The sequence below is a fragment of the Salinimicrobium profundisediminis genome, assembly GCF_026241755.1.
In the GTDB taxonomy this organism is placed as follows: Bacteria; Bacteroidota; Bacteroidia; order Flavobacteriales; family Flavobacteriaceae; genus Salinimicrobium; species Salinimicrobium profundisediminis.
Genome location: NZ_JAPJDA010000016.1, coordinates 45,221 through 67,551, shown reverse-complemented (window position 1 = coordinate 67,551; position 22,331 = coordinate 45,221). Strand labels below are relative to the sequence as shown.

Annotated in this window: 24 protein-coding genes and 5 tRNA genes; 5 read left to right on the top strand and 24 right to left on the bottom strand. The window is 41.9% G+C overall.

Annotated features, from left to right (window positions below):
* Positions 1-10: 10 nt before the first annotated feature.
* The 18 genes from rplK to OQ279_RS10765 form a co-directional block, all read right to left on the bottom strand.
* Positions 11-448: a 50S ribosomal protein L11 gene (rplK, locus tag OQ279_RS10850; RefSeq protein ID WP_266069938.1), complete on the bottom strand. Its 438-nt coding sequence runs from the start codon at positions 446-448 to the stop codon at positions 11-13.
* A gap of 76 nt (positions 449-524) precedes the next feature.
* Positions 525-1,076 (bottom strand): transcription termination/antitermination protein NusG, encoded by a 552-nt coding sequence (nusG, locus tag OQ279_RS10845; protein ID WP_029035716.1) that lies wholly within the window; start codon positions 1,074-1,076, stop codon positions 525-527.
* Positions 1,077-1,087: 11 nt separating this feature from the next.
* The gene (gene secE / locus OQ279_RS10840; protein ID WP_266069936.1) at positions 1,088-1,285 is read right to left on the bottom strand and encodes a preprotein translocase subunit SecE; all 198 of its coding nucleotides are present in this window, start codon (positions 1,283-1,285) and stop codon (positions 1,088-1,090) included.
* 138 nt (positions 1,286-1,423) lie between these two features.
* A tRNA-Trp gene (locus OQ279_RS10835) sits at positions 1,424-1,496 on the bottom strand.
* A 57-nt stretch (positions 1,497-1,553) separates the two neighbouring features.
* On the bottom strand, positions 1,554-2,741 hold the full coding sequence (gene tuf / locus OQ279_RS10830; protein WP_266069935.1) for an elongation factor Tu: 1,188 nt from the start codon (positions 2,739-2,741) through the stop codon (positions 1,554-1,556).
* Between the two features lie 58 nt (positions 2,742-2,799).
* Positions 2,800-2,871: transfer RNA gene (locus tag OQ279_RS10825), tRNA-Thr, on the bottom strand.
* Between the two features lie 263 nt (positions 2,872-3,134).
* Positions 3,135-3,210 (bottom strand) — tRNA-Gly (locus OQ279_RS10820).
* A gap of 76 nt (positions 3,211-3,286) precedes the next feature.
* A tRNA-Tyr gene (locus tag OQ279_RS10815) sits at positions 3,287-3,369 on the bottom strand.
* 265 nt (positions 3,370-3,634) lie between these two features.
* Positions 3,635-3,708, bottom strand: a tRNA-Thr gene (locus OQ279_RS10810).
* 97 nt (positions 3,709-3,805) lie between these two features.
* Entirely contained in the window at positions 3,806-4,111 is a 306-nt protein-coding gene (gene hpf / locus OQ279_RS10805; RefSeq protein ID WP_266069934.1) for a ribosome hibernation-promoting factor, HPF/YfiA family, read from the bottom strand.
* A gap of 29 nt (positions 4,112-4,140) precedes the next feature.
* The gene (locus OQ279_RS10800) at positions 4,141-5,046 is read right to left on the bottom strand and encodes a tyrosine-type recombinase/integrase (protein WP_266069932.1); all 906 of its coding nucleotides are present in this window, start codon (positions 5,044-5,046) and stop codon (positions 4,141-4,143) included.
* 88 nt (positions 5,047-5,134) lie between these two features.
* The gene (gene rpsU / locus OQ279_RS10795) at positions 5,135-5,329 is read right to left on the bottom strand and encodes a 30S ribosomal protein S21 (protein ID WP_266069931.1); all 195 of its coding nucleotides are present in this window, start codon (positions 5,327-5,329) and stop codon (positions 5,135-5,137) included.
* Positions 5,330-5,481: 152 nt separating this feature from the next.
* Positions 5,482-6,651: an acyl-CoA dehydrogenase family protein gene (locus OQ279_RS10790; protein ID WP_266069929.1), complete on the bottom strand. Its 1,170-nt coding sequence runs from the start codon at positions 6,649-6,651 to the stop codon at positions 5,482-5,484.
* Positions 6,652-6,709: 58 nt separating this feature from the next.
* On the bottom strand, positions 6,710-7,588 hold the full coding sequence (locus tag OQ279_RS10785; RefSeq protein WP_266069927.1) for a ComEA family DNA-binding protein: 879 nt from the start codon (positions 7,586-7,588) through the stop codon (positions 6,710-6,712).
* A 15-nt stretch (positions 7,589-7,603) separates the two neighbouring features.
* The gene (locus OQ279_RS10780) at positions 7,604-9,691 is read right to left on the bottom strand and encodes an amino acid carrier protein (protein WP_266069925.1); all 2,088 of its coding nucleotides are present in this window, start codon (positions 9,689-9,691) and stop codon (positions 7,604-7,606) included.
* Between the two features lie 136 nt (positions 9,692-9,827).
* Positions 9,828-10,058, bottom strand: a complete 231-nt coding sequence (locus OQ279_RS10775; protein ID WP_266069923.1) for a PspC domain-containing protein — start codon at positions 10,056-10,058, stop codon at positions 9,828-9,830.
* Between the two features lie 12 nt (positions 10,059-10,070).
* Positions 10,071-11,384, bottom strand: coding sequence for a DUF2851 family protein (locus OQ279_RS10770; RefSeq protein WP_266069921.1), 1,314 nt, complete (start codon positions 11,382-11,384; stop codon positions 10,071-10,073).
* 54 nt (positions 11,385-11,438) lie between these two features.
* On the bottom strand, positions 11,439-12,137 hold the full coding sequence (locus tag OQ279_RS10765; RefSeq protein ID WP_266069920.1) for an SGNH/GDSL hydrolase family protein: 699 nt from the start codon (positions 12,135-12,137) through the stop codon (positions 11,439-11,441).
* A 197-nt stretch (positions 12,138-12,334) separates the two neighbouring features.
* On the opposite strand from OQ279_RS10765, the gene OQ279_RS10760 reads away from it, so the two are divergent.
* A complete protein-coding gene (locus OQ279_RS10760) occupies positions 12,335-12,511 on the top strand; it encodes a hypothetical protein (protein ID WP_266069917.1) in 177 nt (58 codons plus the stop codon).
* Positions 12,508-12,891, top strand: coding sequence for a hypothetical protein (locus tag OQ279_RS10755; protein ID WP_266069915.1), 384 nt, complete (start codon positions 12,508-12,510; stop codon positions 12,889-12,891). Before OQ279_RS10760 ends, OQ279_RS10755 begins: the two co-directional genes overlap by 4 nt.
* A gap of 64 nt (positions 12,892-12,955) precedes the next feature.
* Here the strand turns inward: OQ279_RS10755 and OQ279_RS10750 are convergent, their stop codons facing one another.
* Both OQ279_RS10750 and OQ279_RS10745 read right to left on the bottom strand, forming a co-directional pair.
* Positions 12,956-13,936: a PLP-dependent cysteine synthase family protein gene (locus OQ279_RS10750; protein WP_266069913.1), complete on the bottom strand. Its 981-nt coding sequence runs from the start codon at positions 13,934-13,936 to the stop codon at positions 12,956-12,958.
* A 93-nt stretch (positions 13,937-14,029) separates the two neighbouring features.
* Positions 14,030-15,265, bottom strand: a complete 1,236-nt coding sequence (locus tag OQ279_RS10745) for an ABC transporter permease (RefSeq protein ID WP_266069911.1) — start codon at positions 15,263-15,265, stop codon at positions 14,030-14,032.
* 8 nt (positions 15,266-15,273) lie between these two features.
* Between OQ279_RS10745 and OQ279_RS10740 the strand changes: the two genes are divergently transcribed.
* Positions 15,274-16,503 carry an exo-beta-N-acetylmuramidase NamZ family protein gene (locus tag OQ279_RS10740; protein ID WP_266069909.1) on the top strand — a complete coding sequence of 410 codons (1,230 nt, stop codon included), beginning with the start codon at positions 15,274-15,276 and terminating at the stop codon, positions 16,501-16,503.
* Positions 16,504-16,705: 202 nt separating this feature from the next.
* Here the strand turns inward: OQ279_RS10740 and OQ279_RS10735 are convergent, their stop codons facing one another.
* Positions 16,706-17,077: a four helix bundle protein gene (locus OQ279_RS10735; RefSeq protein WP_266069907.1), complete on the bottom strand. Its 372-nt coding sequence runs from the start codon at positions 17,075-17,077 to the stop codon at positions 16,706-16,708.
* 174 nt (positions 17,078-17,251) lie between these two features.
* A complete protein-coding gene (locus OQ279_RS10730) occupies positions 17,252-17,743 on the bottom strand; it encodes a YkgJ family cysteine cluster protein (RefSeq protein WP_266069905.1) in 492 nt (163 codons plus the stop codon).
* 26 nt (positions 17,744-17,769) lie between these two features.
* Between OQ279_RS10730 and OQ279_RS10725 the strand changes: the two genes are divergently transcribed.
* Positions 17,770-18,501, top strand: coding sequence for a class I SAM-dependent methyltransferase (locus OQ279_RS10725; protein ID WP_266069903.1), 732 nt, complete (start codon positions 17,770-17,772; stop codon positions 18,499-18,501).
* Position 18,502: 1 nt separating this feature from the next.
* Positions 18,503-19,270, top strand: coding sequence for a hypothetical protein (locus tag OQ279_RS10720; protein ID WP_266069901.1), 768 nt, complete (start codon positions 18,503-18,505; stop codon positions 19,268-19,270).
* 207 nt (positions 19,271-19,477) lie between these two features.
* On the opposite strand, the gene OQ279_RS10715 is transcribed toward OQ279_RS10720, so the two are convergent.
* Together OQ279_RS10715 and OQ279_RS10710 are read right to left on the bottom strand one after the other, a co-directional pair.
* Positions 19,478-21,115 (bottom strand): amidohydrolase, encoded by a 1,638-nt coding sequence (locus tag OQ279_RS10715; RefSeq protein ID WP_266069899.1) that lies wholly within the window; start codon positions 21,113-21,115, stop codon positions 19,478-19,480.
* 76 nt (positions 21,116-21,191) lie between these two features.
* A complete protein-coding gene (locus OQ279_RS10710; protein ID WP_266069897.1) occupies positions 21,192-22,325 on the bottom strand; it encodes a hypothetical protein in 1,134 nt (377 codons plus the stop codon).
* Positions 22,326-22,331: the final 6 nt, after the last annotated feature.

The window sequence follows — 22,331 nt, the reverse complement described above, 5'->3', positions numbered from 1 at the left end:
TCTTTTTGGATTAAAAAGGTGCCTGTCCTTTTACAGTAATTCCCATAGATCTTGCTGTTCCAGCTACCATCTTCATTGCAGATTCTAAAGTAAATGCATTTAGATCCTGCATCTTATCTTCAGCAATGGTTCTTACCTGATCCCAAGAAACACTAGCTATTTTCTTACGGTTTGGCTCACCAGAACCCTTCTTAGCTTTCGCAGCTTCCAAAATTTGCACTGCAGCCGGGGGAGTTTTAATTACAAAGTCAAAAGATTTATCTTTGTACACTGTAATAACAACAGGCAATACTTTTCCCTGTTTATCCTGGGTTCTTCCGTTAAATTGCTTACAGAACTCCATGATATTAACTCCGGCAGCACCTAAAGCTGGTCCAACTGGTGGTGATGGGTTAGCAGCACCTCCGCGAACTTGTAACTTAACAACCTTACTTACTTCTTTTGCCATTTTATTAATTTTAAGATGATAGTTTTGTTAGTGGAAGCATACTAAAACTATCCAAAAATATATAGTGTAACAGTTATTATACTTTTTCTACCTGCATGTAACTCAGTTCAAGCGGAGTTTTTCTTCCAAAAATCTTCACCATCACTTCAAGCTTACGCTTTTCTTCATTGATCTTTTCAACCGTACCATTAAAACCGTTAAAAGGACCATCAATTACTTTGATAGTCTCACCAATAGTAAAAGGAATCGCAACATTGTCTGCCTTTACAGAAAGCTCATCCACTTTACCTAACATTCGGTTAACTTCAGATTTTCTTAGCGGCACAGGATCTCCTCCTTTTGTCTCTCCTAAAAACCCAATAACACCATTGATTGATTTAATAATGTGAGGAATCTCTCCCCCAATATTAGCAAGGATCATTACGTAACCAGGGAAGTAAACACGTTCCTTATTCACCTTTTTGCCATTCCTTATTTGAATAACCTTTTCGGTTGGAACAAGAACTTCTTCAATAAAATCTTCAAGGCCTTCATGAGCGATCTCCCGCTCTATATATTCCTTAACCTTATTTTCCTGTCCGCTTACGGCACGAACTACATACCATTTTTTATCTTTCACCTCTGCCATTGCAATATTATTTATGATTTAATCCACTCAAAATATTGCTCTATAACACCGCTAAAAACAGTATCTACACCCCAGATCAACAATGCAAACACTATTGAAAACACAACCACAACCACAGTCAACTTTTGAGCTTCTGCCCATGCTGGCCAGGTCACGTGGTTCTTTAATTCATTATAGGACTCCGAAATGTAATTTGATATTCCTGCCATGGTATTAATTTTTTCAGCTTAATAAGTCATTAAGCACCGGCTCCCGTTATATCACCCCTTGTAGTGGAAAGAATTCTCGGTGGCCATGTGATTGATCACTATTATTAAAAAAGAGGTTTATATCGACCACTCTTTATGCACGGGTTGAGAGACTCGAACTCCCGACACCTGGTTTTGGAGACCAGTGCTCTACCAACTGAGCTAAACCCGTAAATATAAGTCAAGATATTCACCGGAGTGAATACCTTGACTTTTATACTAAACTATATTAGTCTAAAATTTCAGTAACCTGACCAGCACCTACTGTTCTACCACCTTCACGGATAGCGAAACGTAGACCAACATTCATTGCGATTGGCTGGATAAGATCTACAGTAATAGTAAGGTTATCACCTGGCATTACCATCTCAACTCCTTCAGGAAGGTTAATTGTTCCTGTTACGTCAGTTGTACGTACGTAGAACTGTGGACGGTAGTTGTTGTGGAATGGAGTGTGACGTCCACCTTCTTCTTTCTTAAGGATATAAACCTCAGCTTTGAATTTAGCGTGTGGAGTTACAGATCCTGGCTTGGTAATTACCATACCTCTTGAAATCTGAGTCTTTTCAATACCTCTTAGAAGGATACCAACGTTGTCACCAGCTTCACCTCTATCAAGGATCTTACGGAACATCTCAACTCCAGTAATTGTAGAAGTAAGTTTTCCAGCTCCCATACCAATGATCTCTACTGGATCACCAGTGTTAGCAACACCAGTTTCGATACGACCTGTAGCAACAGTACCACGACCAGTAATAGAGAATACATCTTCGATAGGCAATAGGAATGGCTTATCAACATCACGCTCTGGCAATTCAATCCAGTTATCAACAGCTTCCATCAATTGAAGTACAGTGTCAACCCACTGCTGCTCACCTTGAAGTGCTCCAAGAGCAGATCCAGAAATTACAGGACCATTATCTCCATCATATTCGTAGAAAGAGAGAAGATCTCTTACTTCCATCTCAACTAACTCAAGTAGCTCCTCATCATCAACAAGGTCAACTTTATTAAGGAACACAACGATTCTTGGAATACCTACCTGGCGTCCTAGAAGGATGTGCTCACGAGTTTGTGGCATCGGACCATCTGTAGCCGCAACCACAAGGATAGCACCGTCCATTTGAGCAGCACCAGTTACCATGTTCTTTACGTAATCGGCGTGACCAGGACAGTCAACGTGAGCGTAGTGACGCTTTTCAGTTGAATATTCAACGTGTGAAGAGTTAATTGTAATACCTCTTTCTTTTTCTTCCGGTGCGTTATCAATTTGATCAAAAGATCTAGCTTCTGAATAACCGGCATCAGCCATTACCTTAGTAATCGCTGCTGTTAAAGTTGTTTTTCCGTGATCTACGTGTCCAATAGTACCTATGTTTAGGTGCGGCTTGGACCGATCGTAAGTTTCCTTTGCCATAATTAATACTTATTTAATCTTAGTTATATATTAGTGTTCAATTTTACACAAACCTCAGAGCCAACGACGGGAATTGAACCCGTGACCTCTTCCTTACCAAGGAAACGCTCTACCCCTGAGCTACGTCGGCAAAAAAGCCTCCACCAAGCTTTTCTGGGGAGACGACTATAGGATTCAAAAATCCAGGCCCTACTTCCGGTTAACAGAAAAACACGCTAATAGCGTGAAAACCTCCGTTAAAAGAAGAACCTTTCTTCTTTGGTTCCCGGGAAATAGAACCGAAGTTCAACACCCGAAGAATTTATAATGAGTCACTTTCACTTTGCAGCTCTAAGCTCCTCTTTTCTTCCAAAATCAAGACCCTTATACAAGCATCTTAAACCAGGAAAGATTTGGAGCGGGAGACCGGGTTCGAACCGGCGACATTCAGCTTGGAAGGCTGACGCTCTACCAACTGAGCTACTCCCGCAATTTTCAAACTCCAGGCCTCAAGCACCAAATCCCAACTTGGTGTTTGGAATTTGTTATCTGGAATTCAATTTTTGTGGGGAGAGCAGGATTCGAACCTGCGAAGTTAAAAAACAACAGATTTACAGTCTGTCCTCGTTGGCCGCTTGAGTATCTCCCCAATTAATTCTTTCAGTATTTCACAGAACCATCGCTTTGGAATGGCTTATTTTTAGAAGCCGCAAATTAATAGAAAATTAATTTAGCAACCAAAGCTTTTTTTCAAAATCTCAAGAACTTTAAAAATCAAATAAAATTTGACTTTTTAGAGCCGATGGAGGGGACTCCCCTCGACTTCGCTCGGGATAAACTTCTCATCCCTCTGTAACTTTTCAAAACTCTGTTTTTCCAGGCTACACCCTTGCGTTTTCACTTCAATATTTTAGAGCCGATGGAGGGACTCGAACCCACGACCTGCTGATTACAAATCAGCTGCTCTAGCCAGCTGAGCTACATCGGCAAAACTTTTTCTTTTTCATAAAAAAAGTCCGCTATTTCTAACGGACTGCAAATGTATAAATTAATATTTGTTCTCAAAACATTTGATGAAAAATATTTTAAGCTACCTGCACATTAAATTTGCGCTTGCGCTTTTGAAGCTGCCTCTCAAGTGAACTAACACATTCATCTACACCTACTTCAAATCTCCTGCCCCTTTTTTTACAAATTATTTCATCTCCCGGAATACTTAGTAAAATTTCTGAAATTTTATTTTCCTTATCACTCGCTTTCTCCACTTTGAGGTACACATCGGCATAAATTACATTGTCGAAATGATTTTCAAGTTTGTCAAGCTTTTGCTGAATAAGGTTAACCAGTTTTTGATCGGCGTGGAAGTTCACGGATTGCACATTGACTTTCATAAAAATTGAAGTTTTTAATTAGACAAATTCTATAACCCCTTCTTGTTGTTCCTTGGATGCGCATTGCGGTAGACCTTATTAAGCTCAGCCATGCTGTTATGAGTATAAACCTGGGTAGCAGCAAGGCTGGAATGCCCCAAAAGTTCTTTAACAGCATTTAAATGAGCACCCTGGTTCAATAAGTGAGTGGCAAAGGAGTGTCGCAGGATATGCGGACTCTTCTTTAGCTTACTCGAGATACCTCTAAAGTAATTATTTATTGTACGGTAAACAAGCGAATCATAGGTTTTAACGCCTGCTGCTGTCAAAAATAAAAAGTCTTCTGAAACAGCATTTTTGACACCTTCCCTCTCATTGAGATACCCCTTTAATGTATTCACAATACCAGGTAAAAGTGGCACAAACCTCTCTTTATTCCCTTTACCTTTTACCTTTAGAAGACCCGTAGTCATATCGACATCCTGCAACCTTATATTTATGAGCTCACTTCGCCTTACCCCGGTTGAATAGAAAAGTTCAACCATCAGTTTATTTCTAACTTCTTCAAAACCTTCAGCCTGCACCTGCCCCAGGGCCTGTTCCATTTCTCCTTCAGAAAATGGCACCTGCAGGTTGCGTGAAGTCTTTAAAGCCCTGTGTTTTGCTAAAGGAGAAGTTTCCAGCTGCTTTGACTTCTGAAGAAAACGATAAAAAGCTTTTAAAGAAGATACCTTTCGATTAATACTATTATTGGACATGCCCTGCTCAACCAGCTGCACAATCCAGCTACGCACCTGGGAGTAATTCACCTGCTTGAGATCCTCCTGCCCGTAAGTTTCAGCGATAAAACCGGCAAAAGAAAGAAGATCGGCCCGGTATGCCGTGACCGTGTGAACCGAATTCTTTTTTTCCAGTTCCAGGTAATCAAAAAATGAAGTGTAAATATTTTGGGGCATAAAAAAACTGTTGACAAACAAAGTTATAAAACTTTATCTATCAACAGTTAATATTATATACCTAAGAACTCAGGCTTAGGAATTGATACTAGATCTCTTCCTGATCTCTTAGATGCTGAATGTAAGCAGCTTTTTGGACTTGAGCCCTACGTTCTACCGACGGTTTTGTAAATGCCTGACGATCTCTCAACTGACGCATTGTTCCTGTGCGATCAAATTTACGCTTGAAACGCTTCAGCGCTCTATCAATATTCTCTCCGTCTTTAACTGGTATAATTAACATAGTGTCACCTCCTTTCTTTAAAAATTATTTTCGAGCTGCAAAGATAATCGTTAATTGTAAACTCGCAATTTTAATTTGTTTTATTTCTGAAAAAAATCCAAGAACCAAAATCCAAATTCCAAGCACCAAATTCCAAAACCTTAAACCTTGGACTATTTGGCTGCCGGTTTGTATTCCTTCCCGTCAATCACCATTTTAGCGATGATCTCGCGAAGAATTTCTGAAGTCCCGCCTCCAATAGGCCCCAGGCGGCTATCCCTCAACAACCGCGCTAATGGATAATCTTCCATGTAGCCATATCCCCCCAAAAACTGAAGGCACTTATAAATAATCTCATCGGCTATTTTTGTAGAAAGCAGCTTAGACATACTGGCTTCTTTAACCACATAAACCCCGCGGTGCATCCTTTCGGCAATAGAGTAATTAAATTCTTTTGCCATCTCCACCTCGCTTGCCATATCGGCATAGCTGTGACGCAGAGCCTGGAACTTATCAATGGTTCTTCCAAAAGCTTCCCTTTCTTTCATATACTTCAAAGTATAATCTAAGGCAAACTCTGCACGGGCGTGGGCATTGATCCCCATAATTAGCCTTTCAAAAGCAAAGTGCTGCATGATGTAAGGAAAGCCTTTCCCCTCCTCCCCCATAAGGTTTGAAGCTGGTACTTCTACATTATCAAAAGCAATCTCGGCAGTATCTGATGCCCTCCAGCCCAGTTTATTCAGTTTTGTGGCCGAAATACCGGGAGTTTCACGGTCTATCACAAAAATGCTCATACCCTTCCCTTTTAGCTCGGGAGCAGTCTTTGCAGCTACAACAAGATAATCTGAATAGACTCCATTCGTAATAAAAGTCTTGGAGCCATTAATGAGATATTTATCCCCCTTTTTAACCGCAGTAGTCCTCATTCCGGCAACATCACTCCCGCCAGAAGGCTCACTAATACAAAGACAGCCAATCTTTTCTCCGCTAATACTGGGTGCCAGATATTTTTCTTTGATGCGGTGATCTCCCTCTTTGTCAAGATGCGTCATTGCAAGATATGCATGCGCCCACATAGCCGCTGCAAATCCGCCACTATTGATCTTTTGTAACTCTTCAAGAAAAATCACAGTATAGAAAATATCGAGATTTAATCCTCCATATTCTTCGGAATAGTTGAGGCCGAAATATCCCATTTCTCCAAATTTCTCCCAGATAAAGCGCTCAATAGTCCCTGTCTCCTCCCATTTTTCGATATGCGGAACCACCTCTTTTTGAAGGAATTCCTGAAAGCTTTTGCGGAATAATTCGTGTTCTTCTGTAAAATATCTGCTGTTCATAAAGTTTATTTCTGAATGTTTTTTTTAAACCTGAAAATTTTCTGGGAATGCGAAAAACTTAGTTTTTCTGGTCAATGCTCAAATATAGGGCAATTCTGCCTAATTTTTCCAGAGGAAAATTCGGAATCTGCCCAAGTTCTTCCAGGCTCTTTATTTCTCCTGCCTCTTCCCGAAACTTCACAATGGCACGGGTCTGCTCGTAATTTAAATATGGGATGCCGGTGAGCTGCATAAGGTTCACCTTATTAATATCCAGCCGTTCTCCGGGCCATTGCTGCACCTCAAAGTGCAGCAGCAGCCTTTCCACAACTTCTGGAGAGAGGCCGTAGACATCATTAAGCTGCACCTCACCTCTAAAGCCGCCAAGCGAATTACGGTATTTCACAATCCTGGCAGAAAGTTTTTCCCCTATCCCATTAACCCGTTGCAGGTCTTCGGCCGTAGCGGTATTAATATCAGCTTTGGAAAGAGGTGTCAAAAATGCCTTTTTTGGCACCCTGTTTTCTTCGGAAGTATTTCTGCGGAAATTGGGAAACTGAAAAGAAGGCGCCAATATCTTCAGCAAAGAATCTGAAACTCCCGTGACCTCCTGAAATTCTTCAGCAGAATTGATCCATAGATCGCGTTCCCTGAATTCATGAAGCCGGTCTATTTCAGCTACAGAAAGCTCCAGCAAATAGCCTTTATAATCTGAAATAAAATTGGGATTGAAAGGCGCTACTGCCACCTCATCTCTTTCAGCCGCAACCTGCTTCAATGAATCAACCGTACGTTGCATTTCAGTGACAATTTTTTCTTCTTCAGGGTCTGGAAGGTCTTCCGAAGAAAAAAGAATGAAAAAGTAGATCCCCTGCAGGGCAATGATGATAGCTACCAAAACAAAAATCCCATTCTGTTGACTTCTGGTGAAAACAAAATGGGATTTCCAGTTTTTCATTATGTAAGTTAGGCCTTAAGAGGCTTTTTTCACCCGCTCTTTTTCAGGCTTATGAAAAAGCTCGCCGGCTTTCAATTTTCTTGAGTATTCTCTAAGATCCTTTCTCACCTCACCAGACATGATGTAAAGCCCGATGATGTTAGGGAAAGACATGGCAAGGATCATCATATCTGAAAAGTCAAGAACAGCACCAAGACTCACCGATGCTCCCACTACTACAAACACAAGAAAGAGTGCTTTATAGAGCAATTCCATATTCTTGCTTTTTCCGAAGAGAAAAGTCCAGGCTCTCATTCCGTAGTAAGACCAGGAGATCATTGTTGAGAAAGCGAACAGGAATACTGCGGCGGCAAGGACGTAAGGGAACCACGAGATCACACTACCAAAAGCGGTAGACGTTAATTCTACTCCTCCTACTCCTTCAACCTCGTGCATACCTGTAAAAATAAGCACAAGTGCTGTAAGGGTACACACTACAACTGTATCGATAAAAGGCTCAAGAAGCGCCACAAAACCTTCAGACGGCGGATTGTTTGTCTTGGCGGCAGAATGCGCAATTGCGGCAGATCCTACCCCGGCCTCGTTAGAAAAAGCCGCTCTTTGGAACCCGACAATCAATACACCAATCACCCCACCTTTTAAGGCACTGGGGCTAAAGGCTCCATCCCAGATTGCAGCAAACGCCGGACCTATATTTTCAATATTTACACCAATTACAACCAGAGCTCCTACAATGTAGACCGCTGCCATAATTGGAACAATTTTCCCTGTTACTTTAGCAATACTGCTTATTCCACCTATGATCACAATTCCCACAAGAATTGCAACTACCACCCCGAAGATAAACCCGTTACCAACAAGCGCCGGAAACTCACCCGCAAGAATTACAAAAGACTGGTTGGCCTGGAACATGTTTCCACCTCCAAAGGAGGCTCCAATTGCAAGAATAGCAAAGAAAACCGCCAGGAATTTACCCAATCCGGCCATATTTCTCTTTTCAAGTCCATACCTAAGGTAGTTCATAGGACCTCCAAAAACGCGCCCTTCAGAATTTATAAAGCGGTATTTTACCCCCAGGGTACACTCCACGAACTTAGATGACATACCCAGAAGACCTGCAAGGATCATCCAGAGAGTAGCTCCGGCTCCACCAAGAGAAATAGCAACAGCCACCCCGGCAATATTACCCAATCCTACCGTACCCGACACTGCAGTGGCGAGTGCCTGGAAGTGTGTTACCTGCCCGGGTGCATTTGGATCGTCATATTTCCCTTTAGCAAGATCAAGAGCATGTTTAAATCCTCTAATATTTATAAAGCCCATTCTTAATGTAAAAAACAATGCTCCTAAAACGAGCCATATTACAATGAATGGGATATCTTTTTTCTGTAAATCTCCATTAGGATGAAGTAATGGTACAGGCTGATCATATCTTATCGCAGCAAGATAATGTGCCCCCTGCTCAATAACATCTTCAACATTCTCTGAATTATAGATCATTCCTCCCTCCTTCACTAAATACTCGAGGGTACCCGTAGCATTTGCATAGGCAATACTTTCTTCTTCGCCATCCTGCAGCACAACAGCAATAGGCTCGCCTTCTTCAACACGCTCTCCTTCGGCTTTAAGCCATTCTTTCAGAAGAAATCGACTATCGGTACGGGCTTCCCAATTTGGCGCTGCTACTCTTTTAATATCAGCATAGACCACAGGATCATAAATTCCAATAGCTGAGAATGGATCCCAAAATAGCACGCTACCCATGCTTTCCACAATAGGAGCAAAGGTGCCATTGAAATGTTCTGTAATGGCTTTTGCCGGTACTTTAATTGTTTTGGTAACACTGTTGTTGTTGGCATCGGTAACGGTTACCGTATAATCTACACCTTCAATAAGACCTTCTGCCCGCGGGGCATCCAAAGGTGTGTCCTGTTTGGACCATTTGTACTGATAAGGAGGCGCCCCCCCCTGTACCTGAAGTTCAGCAAAGCCGTCATTGATCACCTTTGAAGGGTTTTCAACCTGGACTTCAACATCAAGGTTTTGGGCATAAGTAGTTAAAAAGAATACACAGAATAATAATGAAAGTATCGACTTTCTCATAAAAGGATTTTAGAATAATACTAAATGGAATTTTCGGCGAAGCAAGATGCTAAAAATATTAACGTTTTCAAATTTTATGAAGTTAAAATGCAAAGAAAACGTTAACCCATAAGACTTAAGAGAAATTTAGGCCCCTCTAAAGATCAAAAACTGATGTGCGTTTTGAGTAGATCATGTCCTTGAACCTGAGGAGGAAAGCAAATGTGAGGTAAACAGCAAAACCTATCCCAAAAGTGGCAAACGAAAGGTAGATAAAGAACAACCTTACGTTTTTAGCTCTCATCCCAAGTTTATCGGCGAAGCGCGAAGAAACATAAAACCCATGTCTCTCAAAAAAGTTCCTTATTTGGTTCACCCATCTCTGCATATCACAAATATATTAAAAATGTGGTTGCTGTTGCAAGATTTCCAGGCCTACTGCACAATGTAAACAGGCTTTCCTGTCACAGTACTCTTTTTTTAACTGCAGTAAGGCCTGTGATCTTAGTGCATCCTTCACGATAGATGGTCTTAGGGTTTTAAATTTTTTGACGATTTCATTTTCTTCTGCAGCAACGGCTTCTATAAGGGGAGCCACTATTTCAAAAGCCTCTTTCCCCTCACTTTTAAGGTAGGCAAATTTTACAGGAACCACAGTATTCACGATGAGAAGATCCAGGAACTTCTTCCCTGGTTTCTTTGTTCTCGCAGTGTGCCTGCGCGAAAAGGTATAGTGCGTATTCCAGAATTCATTTAATCGCACTTCGAAAAGTTCGTGAACCTGTTGCGTATTTTGACATTTTTGAAGCTTCGAAAACAGCGCGGTATGTTCACAGTATACTGCTGCGAGCTGCACCAATCTAATTTCAGGAAAGTTATCAGGTCTGAGACGAAAATATTTAACAGGCAGAACTCCTTTTCTACACAAGGCAAACTTATGTTGCAAATAGAGATAGATCTCTTTTAACTTTAAAAAATAAGGTTCTTCAAGATCTTTTTCCAATAGCCCCGCCTGCCCTAGCAGCAATGCTTCCATTTCGAGAGCATTTGCTCTCACTTTTCTTACTACCGGAAAAGGAATAGATCCTGCGATACTCAAAAAAGCCTCCCCGTTTATATTGAGCCCAAAGTTTTTCGCCAGCATTTGAAAAAGCACCGCCTCCCAATCTCCGGCAGTTTTTGAGAGGAGTTCTGAAATGAGGGAAGATTTTTTCTCCAGTCTTTCTACATATAGCCGCTCCAGCCAATTATCTATTACAAAATCATCAATATCGGGCAGCTCCTTTTCACAATTGATCCATTTCACATGATCTTCTGCACACAACCTGTTGTAGCTATCAAGGCTTTCAGGCAAGACCAGGGACTGCAACTCCATGACCGGAAGTGGTGAATTATCTCTTCGGAAGATATCAACGTCATGAACCCAGACAATATGAAGAATCACATTATCATAAGCAGGATCGGTTTCATGCCCATGCATGTACCAATCTGAGGAACGAATATGGATTTCGACATTTCCCGCCCATTCCTGGTCATTTATCCGCAGCCTTGAGTACAGGAAATCGGGACCTGAAAGCTCATTGTGCAGACCTGGCGAGATGACACTAACCACAGCGCCATCTACAGTTTTCATCTCCTGTAGATCGAACTTCTGAAACTGCCATAAATAGTGTAGATAATCTTCCCGCATCAAATAAAAGTATACAATATTCACATACCTTACTGATAAACAACTAAATAAAATGACAGATTGGCCTTACAACTAATGTTAATTTTCGATAAGTAACTTTTGCTTTACCTCCGGATAAAATTTCTCTACCCACCGGCGGTACATTTCCCCACTGGGATGAAGATTATCATCGGCAATTAATTCAGGTTGTTCTATTGCTTCACGGGAAATGGGCGTAATATCATAAAATTCTACATTGAAGTCTGAAGCTACTTCCTTAAAAACTTCATTGAATTCATCTATTTCACGTCCAATTTTTTCAGCATTTTCGGCACCAAATGGCGTCACTCCATAATCGGGAATACTCACTGCAAAAACTCCTTCTGCTCCATTAACCGAATGTGAACTGGCTTCTTTAAAAACTTCATTAAGATCTTCCCGATAAGTTTCTATAGATTTTCCCTGGTACTGATTATTCACACCAATGAGCACCGAAACAAGATCATATTTCTCATTGTTTAGCTGCGCATCTATAGCCTTTAAAAGATCCTGAGTGGTCCATCCGGTAGTGGCAATGATCCTGGGATCTTCAATTTCAAACCCATCGGCTCTTAATTGCTCTACAAGCTGCACAGGCCATCTCATTTCGGGCGCTACACTTTCCCCTATAGTATAAGAATCTCCCAAAGCCAGGTACCGCAATGGCTGTTGCTCTACTACTGTAATATTTTCTGAAGAATTCTCTTTACATCCCGCAAACAGCATCAGCATTAAACAGAGTATGGATATTTGTTTCATCAGTTTCAGTTTTAAGTCACTAAAATATACTATTCAACAGCAGCAGTACAAATACTGACGGGAACTTTTTCAGAAATGATCAGCAAAAATGGCATTTTTGAGAGGATAATTTCCAGGAAATTCTTAATTCACGGTTAAAGAGGTTGCTGCTCGATTAATTTTCAGCTAAATATTTTATCTTACTCAAAACCTTGCCCATGAAAGCCACACCACCTGTACCGGGAGAGCAAAACCCGGATAATAAAGCCGAAAAACCTCCAAAAAAGGAAAATAAATTCATGTCTCTGCTCAAAAAAGTAGGATTTAATATTTGGCTGGCAGTAATGGTTATTGGAGGCGCACTGGCTTTTGTTACAGCTCTGTTCCTGGTATGAAAAATATCTATCTGCTTTTTGGTATTTGCCTCGCAGCCTTTCTTCTGAATATGGCTTTAATAAAGCTAGCAGTTGATTTACCCGAATTTTTCACTTCTCACCTCAATGATCTTTTATGCATGCCCATAGTTTTAAGTATATGCCTGTTTATCATTAGAAGCTTCAGCAGAAACAAGGGTATCAAAATTTCCCTTTTTTCAGCATGCTCTCTCGCGGCACTTTATTCTATTTATTTTGAGCTTTATCTTCCCGACAACTCTACAAGATATACCTCAGATGTAATAGATGTGATTTTGTACTTTTCAGGTGCAATTACTTTTTGGCTGGTTCAGGGAATGGAAGCAGGCAGGAAATCTTCAGCAATAAAAAAAGCTGCCTAAAGTAAGACAGCTCTTTAATATTTAAATCAGTAAGTCCTGGTGTTAGGTTCCAGTGAACATATTCTTAATCAATATATCCCATTTTTCGCATCCATTCATCATTGAACATTTTACCAACATAGCGGCTGCCGTGATCGTGAAATAAGATTACCACCACATCATCCTTCTTAAAATGTTCTTTTAGCTGAAGTAATCCTTTTATAGCGGCTCCCGCACTATTCCCAAGGAACATCCCCTCTTCTTTAGCCAGTCTTTGGGTATAAACCGCTGCATCTTTATCGGTTACCTTGGTAAAACCGTCAATAATGTCAAAATCTACATTCTTCGGAAGGATATCTTCCCCAATACCCTCTGTAACATAAGGATAAATCTCCTTTTCATCAAACTCGCCAGTCTCATGATATTTTTTGAATACCGAACCATAGGTATCAACCCCCCAAACCTTCACATTTGGATTTTGCTCTTTCAGGTATTTTCCCACTCCCGAAATAGTTCCGCCGGTACCCACACCTACTACAAAATGTGTCACTTTTCCATCGGTTTGTTTCCAAATTTCGGGCCCGGTACTCTCGTAGTGGGCTTTGGTATTGGAAAGGTTGTCGTACTGGTTCACATACCAGGAATTCGGCGTCTCTTCCGAAAGGCGTTTAGAAGTGGAATAGTAAGATTGAGGATCGTCGGGCGCTACATCGGTTGGGCAAACCACAACCTCACTGCCTACGGCTCGTAAAATGTCAATTTTCTCCTTAGACTGTTTGTCGGCCATCACACAAACCATTCGGTAGCCCTTCACTATAGCGGCAAGAGCAAGCCCCATTCCGGTATTTCCCGAAGTCCCTTCAATAATGGTTCCCCCCGGCTTAAGGAGTCCGGCAGCTTCGGCATCTTCAATCATTTTCACCGCCATACGGTCCTTTACCGAATTTCCGGGGTTGAAAGTTTCATATTTTGCCAGCACCAAAGCATCTATACCTTCCGTAAGCTTATTGATCTTAACAAGAGGCGTATTTCCAATGGTACCTAGTATATTTTCAGCGTATTCCATATCTCAAATTTTCGGCTGCAAAGGTAAGAAAAAAAGCAGCTTTAGAAAGATTGCAAAAGGGATGCCGAAAATGGCATTTTTGACACCTCTTATTTAATCGAACTTCATGGCCTTTACCGGGGAGATCCTGGTAATGATAAAAGAAGGAATAAGCAGCATTAGCATACACAAAAAGAGGGTACCTAAATTAACTGCTACAATGTACTCCCAGCCAATGTACACAGGTGCTTCGGTCACATAGTAAGTTTCGGGGTTTAGCGGAATAAGCTTGAGGTACTTTTGTGCAAATAACAACCCCAGACCTATTAAATTTCCCCAGAAAAGACCCAGCAGGATTAAATATCCGGCGTTGTATAAAAAGATCTTTCTTACACTCCAGTCGCTGCTGCCCAGGGCTTTTAAAATGCCAATCATTTGTGTGCGTTCCAGGATAAGCACCAAAAGAGCGGTGATCATATTAATGCCTGCCACCAGGATCATGATCCCGATGATAAGCGCGACGTTAAAATCGAAAAGCGATAACCATTCAAAAAGGGAATAATACTGCTGCTTAATGGTGCGGGTATCGAGAAATGATCCGGTATTCTCATAGATCTCCTGCCCTTTCTCTTCCAGCTGACCAAAATCTTCAAGAAAAACCTCGAAATTACCGACTTCATCTTTTTCCCAGCGGTTAATTCGCTGCACATGCCTAATATCGCCCAGCATATAGAGCTCATCAAACTCCTGAAAGCCGGAATTGTAAATTCCCGTGATCTCAAAAGCCCTTATTAATGGCGTTCTGCTGGTTTCATCCCTTAAAAAATAAGTGACTGCCTTGTCTCCCACTTCCAAACCCAGCCGGTTTGCAGTGTAGCGGGAAATAAGCACTTCATTATTCAGCCCGTCGCTAACATTGGGCATTTTACCTGCTACCAGGAAATCTTCAAAATATTCCCAGTTAAAGTCGGGCCCAACCCCTTTCACGATGATACCCTCAAAATCGGTTTCAGTCCTGATTACTCCGCCCAGGTAGGCCGTGGCCTGGATGTGATCAATTCCATCTACACTGGTGAATTCTGGATAAAAATCCTGGTCGGTCGAGATAGGCGTTAAAGAAACCTGTGAATTGTTGTTGTCATAGCTCGAAATGGTGATATGACCGGTAAAAGCCGACATCTTTTCTCTTATCTTCTGCTGCAGTCCAAGGCTTGTAGCAAAAGCTACCAGCATCATTATCACACCAATAGCAATTGCAACAATTGCTATTTTTATTATAGGTGCCGATATGCTATTTTTGTGCTGCTTCGCACTAATAAGGCGCCTGGCGATAAACAATTCCAAATTCAAGAGTAGCTATGAGTTTTAGATTTTTCAAAAGTACATTTTTATTCCTAGTTATTACCGCCACCGCCTGCGGAAACAATTCAGGAAATCCTTCAGTTAATTCTGCTGAAGCCAAAAACGAGTCCCCTGCCGAAATTTCAAAAGAGCTGAAGCTGGGTGCTGAAAGAACAGCCTATTATTTGCCATTTTTGGAAGGTAAGAAAGTTGGGCTGGTAGGAAACCAGACAAGTATTATTCCTACGGAAGCAGGAAATGTACATCTTGTAGACACTCTTTTGGCCCTCGACGTGAATTTGGTTAAAGTTTTTGCCCCAGAGCATGGATTCCGGGGTACAGCCGATGCAGGCGAAGTGGTTGAAGACGGAAAAGACCCAAATACCGGCCTGCCGGTAATTTCCCTTTATGGAGATAACAAAAAACCCTCAGCACAACAGCTGGAAGGCCTTGACGTTCTGATTTTTGACCTTCAGGATGTGGGAGTGCGCTTCTACACCTATATTTCTACCCTGCATTACGTCATGGAAGCCGCTGCCGAAAATGACATTACAGTGATCATTTTTGACCGACCAAATCCAAACGGTCATTACCTGGACGGGCCGGTGCTTGACCCGCAGTACAAAAGTTTTGTGGGGATGCATCCCATCCCGATAGTACACGGAATGACCATTGGAGAATACGCAAAAATGACTAATGGCGAGAACTGGTTGAAGAACGGCGAGCAAACCGATCTAAAAGTGATTGAAATGGAAAATTATGTTCACAGCATGCCCTACGATCTTCCTGTGAAACCTTCTCCAAACCTTCCTAATGCAAAATCAATTAACCTGTACCCCAGCATTTGTTTTTTTGAAGGAACTAACGTTAATGCAGGTCGTGGCACAAGTAAGCAGTTCCAGGTATTTGGCTCTCCTTACCTTTCACAGGACGAATTTCCATTCACTTATGTCCCCGAGCCTAATGAAGGTGCCAAATCTCCAAAGCACCTAAACAAGACCTGCTACGGAAGAGATCTCTCAAATGCAGCACACCTGGATTATCTTAACCTTGAATGGCTTATAGAAGCTTATAATCACAGCTCTCAAAAAGAGGAATTTTTCAACGCGTTTTTCACAAAGCTCGCCGGTACCAAAGAACTGCAGAAGCAAATTGAAAACGGAATGACCGCAGAGGCAATACGCGAAACCTGGAAACCTGGTTTAGAAGAGTTTAAAACAGTAAGAGAGAAGTATTTATTGTATTAGTTGCGAAGTGCGGGATTTGAAAGTTGCGGGTTGCAGGTTTGATATGTTGCGGGTTGCGGGTTGCACGGTTGCAGGTTGATTTAGGTTGATAGTTTTCCTGCCGGAAATAATTATGTTGCGGGATACGAGTTTCGGGTTGCGGAATTCGTGGTTCAGGTTTATACCGCAGAATTATTTAATCAGAAACTTTTAATCTTTGTTCTTAGGTTTTCCAGGATTTCTCAACATATTTTATAAAGGAATTTATTTTGCGACCCAGGTCGTTATAATCATTCTTCAGGTAATGTTGATCTTCCATTATTTCCGGATAAAGATGAAGGATTTTCTCCAAATAATTTATAGTTTCATCATTACTTGCATGTGAATAAACCAGAAACTTTAGAAAATCTCCTTTGTACCTTCTCCTTCCGTAACCTTCAACAATTTTTGTATTTACTGAATCTGCTGACCTTCTAATTTGACTTCCTAATTCATAAAGCTCGTGTCTAGGTAATTTCAAACTTAATGTGTGAACCTTGTAAAATAAAGCTAATGAGGTGCGAAAAATCTCCAGCTCTTTATATGAATTTGCCATAATCTTTATTTTAATTGAAAATTAAAAGATAAGAATTTTGTAGGCACGTACATGAAGTAACTCGGAACTCGGAACTCGGAATTCGGAACCCGCAACGTGCAACAATACTCCTCAACAATTCAACTTGCAACAAAGACAACGTGCAACCCGCAACAACAAGACCCGCAACAAAAACTAAGGCAGTCTCTTCTTCATCTCCTCCACAATCCTGAAAGCTGCCGGGCAAATAGCGACATTTTTAATGGTGAGGTTTGAGATTTTGTGAAAGTCTTTCCGGTTGGTGTGAGGGAATTCACTGCAGGCCTTGGGCCGTACATCGTAGATGAGGCAATAATTGTCGGGAGCCAAAAAAGCACAGGGCACTTCCTGAAGCACGTAATCATTATCTTCATCTATGCGGAGGTACTGGTCAATGAACTGCTGTGGCTTTTGGCGCAGGTGCTTTGAGATGCGCTCAATGTCTTTATTGGTAAACAGAGGTCCGGTGGTTTTACAGCAGTTAGCGCAGGTAAGACAATCGGTTCGGCTAAATTCTTCTTCGTGCAACTCCTGCATTTGCAGGTCAAGATGCCGCGGCGGCTTCTTTTTAAGACGCGAAAAAAATTTCTTATTCTCTGTATGTTTATCTTTGGCCTTTTGCGGAAGCCCATTTAATTCATCCTGCATGCCGCAAAGATAAACAGAACCAACACGTGAACAAGCCAAAAAATAATCCCGATATCTTCGGAAAAGCAATAACTGCTTTCTTCGAGAAAGCTGATGAAACCGATATTGTTGTGCATTCGCCCGACTTTGATGATGATGTGATTCCGGTGCCCTACCTCTTCAGAAGTTATAAAGAAATGCCGCCACTTGAACAGCAAGCCCTCAAATTGTGTCGGGGAAAGGTGCTGGATGTAGGTTGCGGTGCGGGTAGTCATTCCCTGTACCTTCAGCAGGAGCGCAATCTTGTAGTTACAGCTATAGATACTTCAGCCGGAGCTATAAAAGTGTGTCGCAAACGCGGAATTTCGGATGCCAGAAATATTGCTTTTGAAGATCTTTCCGAAGAAAAATTCGATACAATTTTACTGCTGATGAATGGAACAGGTATCGTAGGAAAAATGAAGTTCCTGGATGCCTTTTTTGAGCAGCTAAAGAATCTTCTTGCTGAAAATGGCCAGGTTTTAATTGATTCTTCAGACCTTATTTACCTTTTTGATACCGATGAAGACGGAGGCGTTTGGGTGGATACTACAAACGGTTACTACGGCGAACTCACCTACCGATTGAGCTATAAGGCTGAAACCTCCAATAGTTTTGACTGGTTGTACCTTGATTTTGAATCATTATCTTTAGCAGCTGACAAGCACCGCTTTAACTGTGAAAAAATATATGAAGGCGAACATTATGATTACCTGGCAAGGCTTACAGTAAAAAAGTAGAATGAAGAAAAATTTCCATGCCGCCTGCATCTTGTTGTTATTCGTTTTAACGGGTTGCAGCATTGATGATGCCGACAAGAAACCTTCGGTGTACAGTAATAATCTGGTTTTGGGCGCTTCGGCACGGGATTTTTTAAGCGATGAAACTTTTACCCGCATTGAACTAGACGTGGTTTACGTGATGGGCCATAAGCCCGAAGACCAGGTATTGCAAAGCCTAACAAACTTTCTTGAACGCTATACCCACAAGCCGGGTGGCATAAGCCTCAAAACCCGCGCGATTGTAAGCCCTCAAATGGGATCCTATTCCATCAAAGAAATTAAAACGGTTGAAAAACAGCACCGCAGCGTTTTTTCTGAAGATGATAAATTAGGAGTATTTATCTTTTTTGCCGACAACAAAAGTGAGGATAGTAAAGCCAACTTCCGCATTCTAGGAAAAGCTTACCTCAATACCTCACTGGTTATTTTTGACAATCAGGAATTGAGTGATATGGCAGGCAGCGCCTCCCAAAGCGAGATTCAAACAGTGACCCTGCATCACGAATTTGGGCACCTCTTTGGCCTGGTGAACAACGGAAGCCCCGCACAGAGTGAACATGAAGATCCCGATAAAGGCTCCCGGGCGCACTGCAGCGTTGAGGGATGTTTAATGGCAGCGGCCATTGAATTTAGCTCCTCACCTCTCAGTTTTCTTGAAAATGATCAAAATATCCTAGACTTTGACGAGCAGTGCAAGCTCGACCTGAAGGCCAATGGAGGAAAGTAACTGCTGGATTCAAGATCATTGTTGTTTTAGGGAAAGATCCAGGCTCGTTCCACTGCTTATTAAACTTCGGGTAGCATCAGATAAACATTTACTTAGTTCGTTATAACTCACAAAAAACCCCTCAAAAATGTGCTTTTAAGGGGTCCTTTTTCTACTACTTGTACTTCTAAAGTCGTACTTTTAAAATTCGCATTTCTCTAAAGTCTTCTAATTTCCATAAACTTTTTTTCCGTCAAGATAAGTAGCACTGGCTTTCATATCGGGGATTTGTTCTTCAGAAACCTTCAAGATATCCCTGTCTAAAATGACAAAATCGGCATACTTTCCAGGTTCTATCGATCCCTTTTCATCTTCTTCAAAATTGCTGTAAGCTGCCCAAATTGTCATTCCGCGTAAGGCTTCTTCCCGAGAAAGTGCCTGCTCGGGCATATAACCTCCTTCAGGATAATTTTTTGTATCCTTACGTGCCACCGCCGCATAGAAGGTGAGGAATGGGCTCACCTGCTCAACGGGAAAATCTGTGCCCAAAGCGATTATTCCGGCTTCTTCGAGCAGTTTTTTATAGGCATAAGCACCTTTTTCCCGCTCTTCGCCCAGCCTTTCTCCAGCCCAATACATATCGCTTGTAGCGTGGGTAGGTTGCACTGACGGAATTATATTTTTACTGAAATATTTAAAATCTTCGGGGGCAATTATTTGTGAATGTTCAACCTTCCATCGGCGATCTCCAGCGTCTGAAAGCAGAGAATCATAAGTCTTTAGCACCACAACATTGGCCGAATCTCCAATGGCATGGGTATTCATTTGATAAGGCGAATTTGCAATTCTACCGGCTGTCTTCTTAAAATCGGCCACCGAAGAAAGTAAAGCGCCGTAATGGTTATGCTTATCGGAATAAGGCTCTTTTAATGCAGCTCCCCTTGACCCCAGGGCACCGTCGGCATAAAATTTCACCGAACGTACATTTAATCTGGGCGTTTTTAGAGGCTCCCTGTCAAGAAAGTAATCCAGGTTCTCTTTTGTATTGCTTATCATTGCGTAGATGCGCACTTCCAACTCCCCAGCCTGCTGCAGGCTGTCTATCAATTCCATGGTAGCACGATCTAATCCTGCATCATTAACGGTAGTTAAACCATACTGAAAAACCTCTTTTTGAGCATCCAGTAAAGCTGCGGTTTGATCTTTAACACTGGCTTCGGGAACTGCATTCTCTACCAATGCCATGGGATTGTCTATAAGGATCCCGGTAAGTTTGCCGTTCTTCTTTTCGATTTCTCCACCTTCTGCAGGAGTGTTTGCTGTAATATTAGCTGCATTGAGTGCCGCCTGATTGGCGAGTAAGGCGTGACCATCAATTCGTGTGATGGCAACCGGAGTATCTGGAAAAAGAACATCAAGCGTATCTTTTACTGGAAACTCCTTTATCTCCCAGTCATTTTGGTCCCACCCAAGGCCTACTATAAAATCGGATTTTTTTTCTTCCTGAAATGCTGTTATTCGTGCAACTACTTCTTTAAAGCTGGTAGTGCCGGTAAGATCTACAGCCTGCATGGAACTGCCGAGTCCGTAGAAATGTGCGTGCGCATCAATTAATCCGGGAAGGATAGTCTTTCCCTGGGCATCCAATACTTCAGGGGCATCGTATTTCTCCTGCATTTCAGCTGAAGTACCAACAGCAAGGAACTTTCCGTCTTTGACTACGAATGCTTCCGCAGTAGAAAACTGATCGTCTACAGTATAAATATTGGCATTGATTACCAGGAGATCGGCTTCTTGTTTCCCGTTGTCATTACATCCGAAGAACATTCCGAAGAATAGAATTAGAAATAGTGCTTTTTTGATCATGTGAAGAGATTTAGGGTAAAAATAGAAAATGCGCTCCAAACAGAAGCGCATTTATAAAGTTTTGGGCACATGAAGTTTAGAACCAGCCCACAATTGCCTCACCTATGGCCTTACGAATATCGGCATTGGCTGCAGCAGCAAGGGCAATAGAAACAAATAAACCTATCATGGCGTAAGCGAAATCTCTAAAGATCATCTTACCGGCCTTCTTGCGGTGTTTCTTACCTTTTTTGGTACGGGCAAAACTCACGGCGATTTCTCTACCGCCAATGACTCCAAGAAAAACCCAGGTTGTAGACATGGGTACCGTACTAATAAATAATTTATAGATAAGCAAAATCACATAAGTGGCATCAATGAGGGTTGCCGCCCTAACATCCGAAATCCTCGCTTTTTCACTTACTACTTTCTGAATTTTGTCTCCCCGCAGGTAGAAAAGAAGTCCAAGACCTGTAAAGATGGTCAATGCAAAGATGATGAATTGAAAGAGGTCGAGTTGTCTTGGCAGGAAGACGGCGATATTGGCACCATCCTGCATCACCCAAACCCCCCACAATGTACCGCTCACTACCCACTGCACTATATTCCAGCTCTGGTTGAATTTACGGCTCTTAAAATATTTTTTGATGGTATTGTACGACAGGTACCAAACCAGGAATGACAGGATGAACGCCATGATGTACCCGGTCCAGGATTTCCATACTACGGAAGTGATCCCCGACGTATCGGCGCTAAACACACTTAAAATAAGGAAAGTGGTAGAAACCGGCATTCTTAAACGGGTAAGGATAAGAAGTACCAGGGGTGCAATTATTTGGAAAAAGCTGAAGTTCTCTGGGTGCGGATATTTAGTAGTGCCATCGGGGTTGAGGAGGCGTTGATAGGTCACATCACCGTCAAAATAGATCCAGCTAAAGGTGACCACCGCAAGGAAAATACTCCCGATGAAGATCCACATTACCCACCATTTCCTGTTCTTGTTACTTTCGATAAAGGTACCCAGCGACTGTATACTGTCATTGGCTACGGTAGCGTAGGCAGCGAAAAAGAACCCGAGCCACATCCCGGCCTGACCGTAACCGGTGAGGATACCCGCCAGAACAAGTCCTACAATTACTATGGCAAGAAATGTCTTTTCCTGTACCATAAAATCGAGCACGTTCAAGTACGGCCGATTCCTCTTTATCCTCTTAAATTTAGTTTTTGCCATTTGATT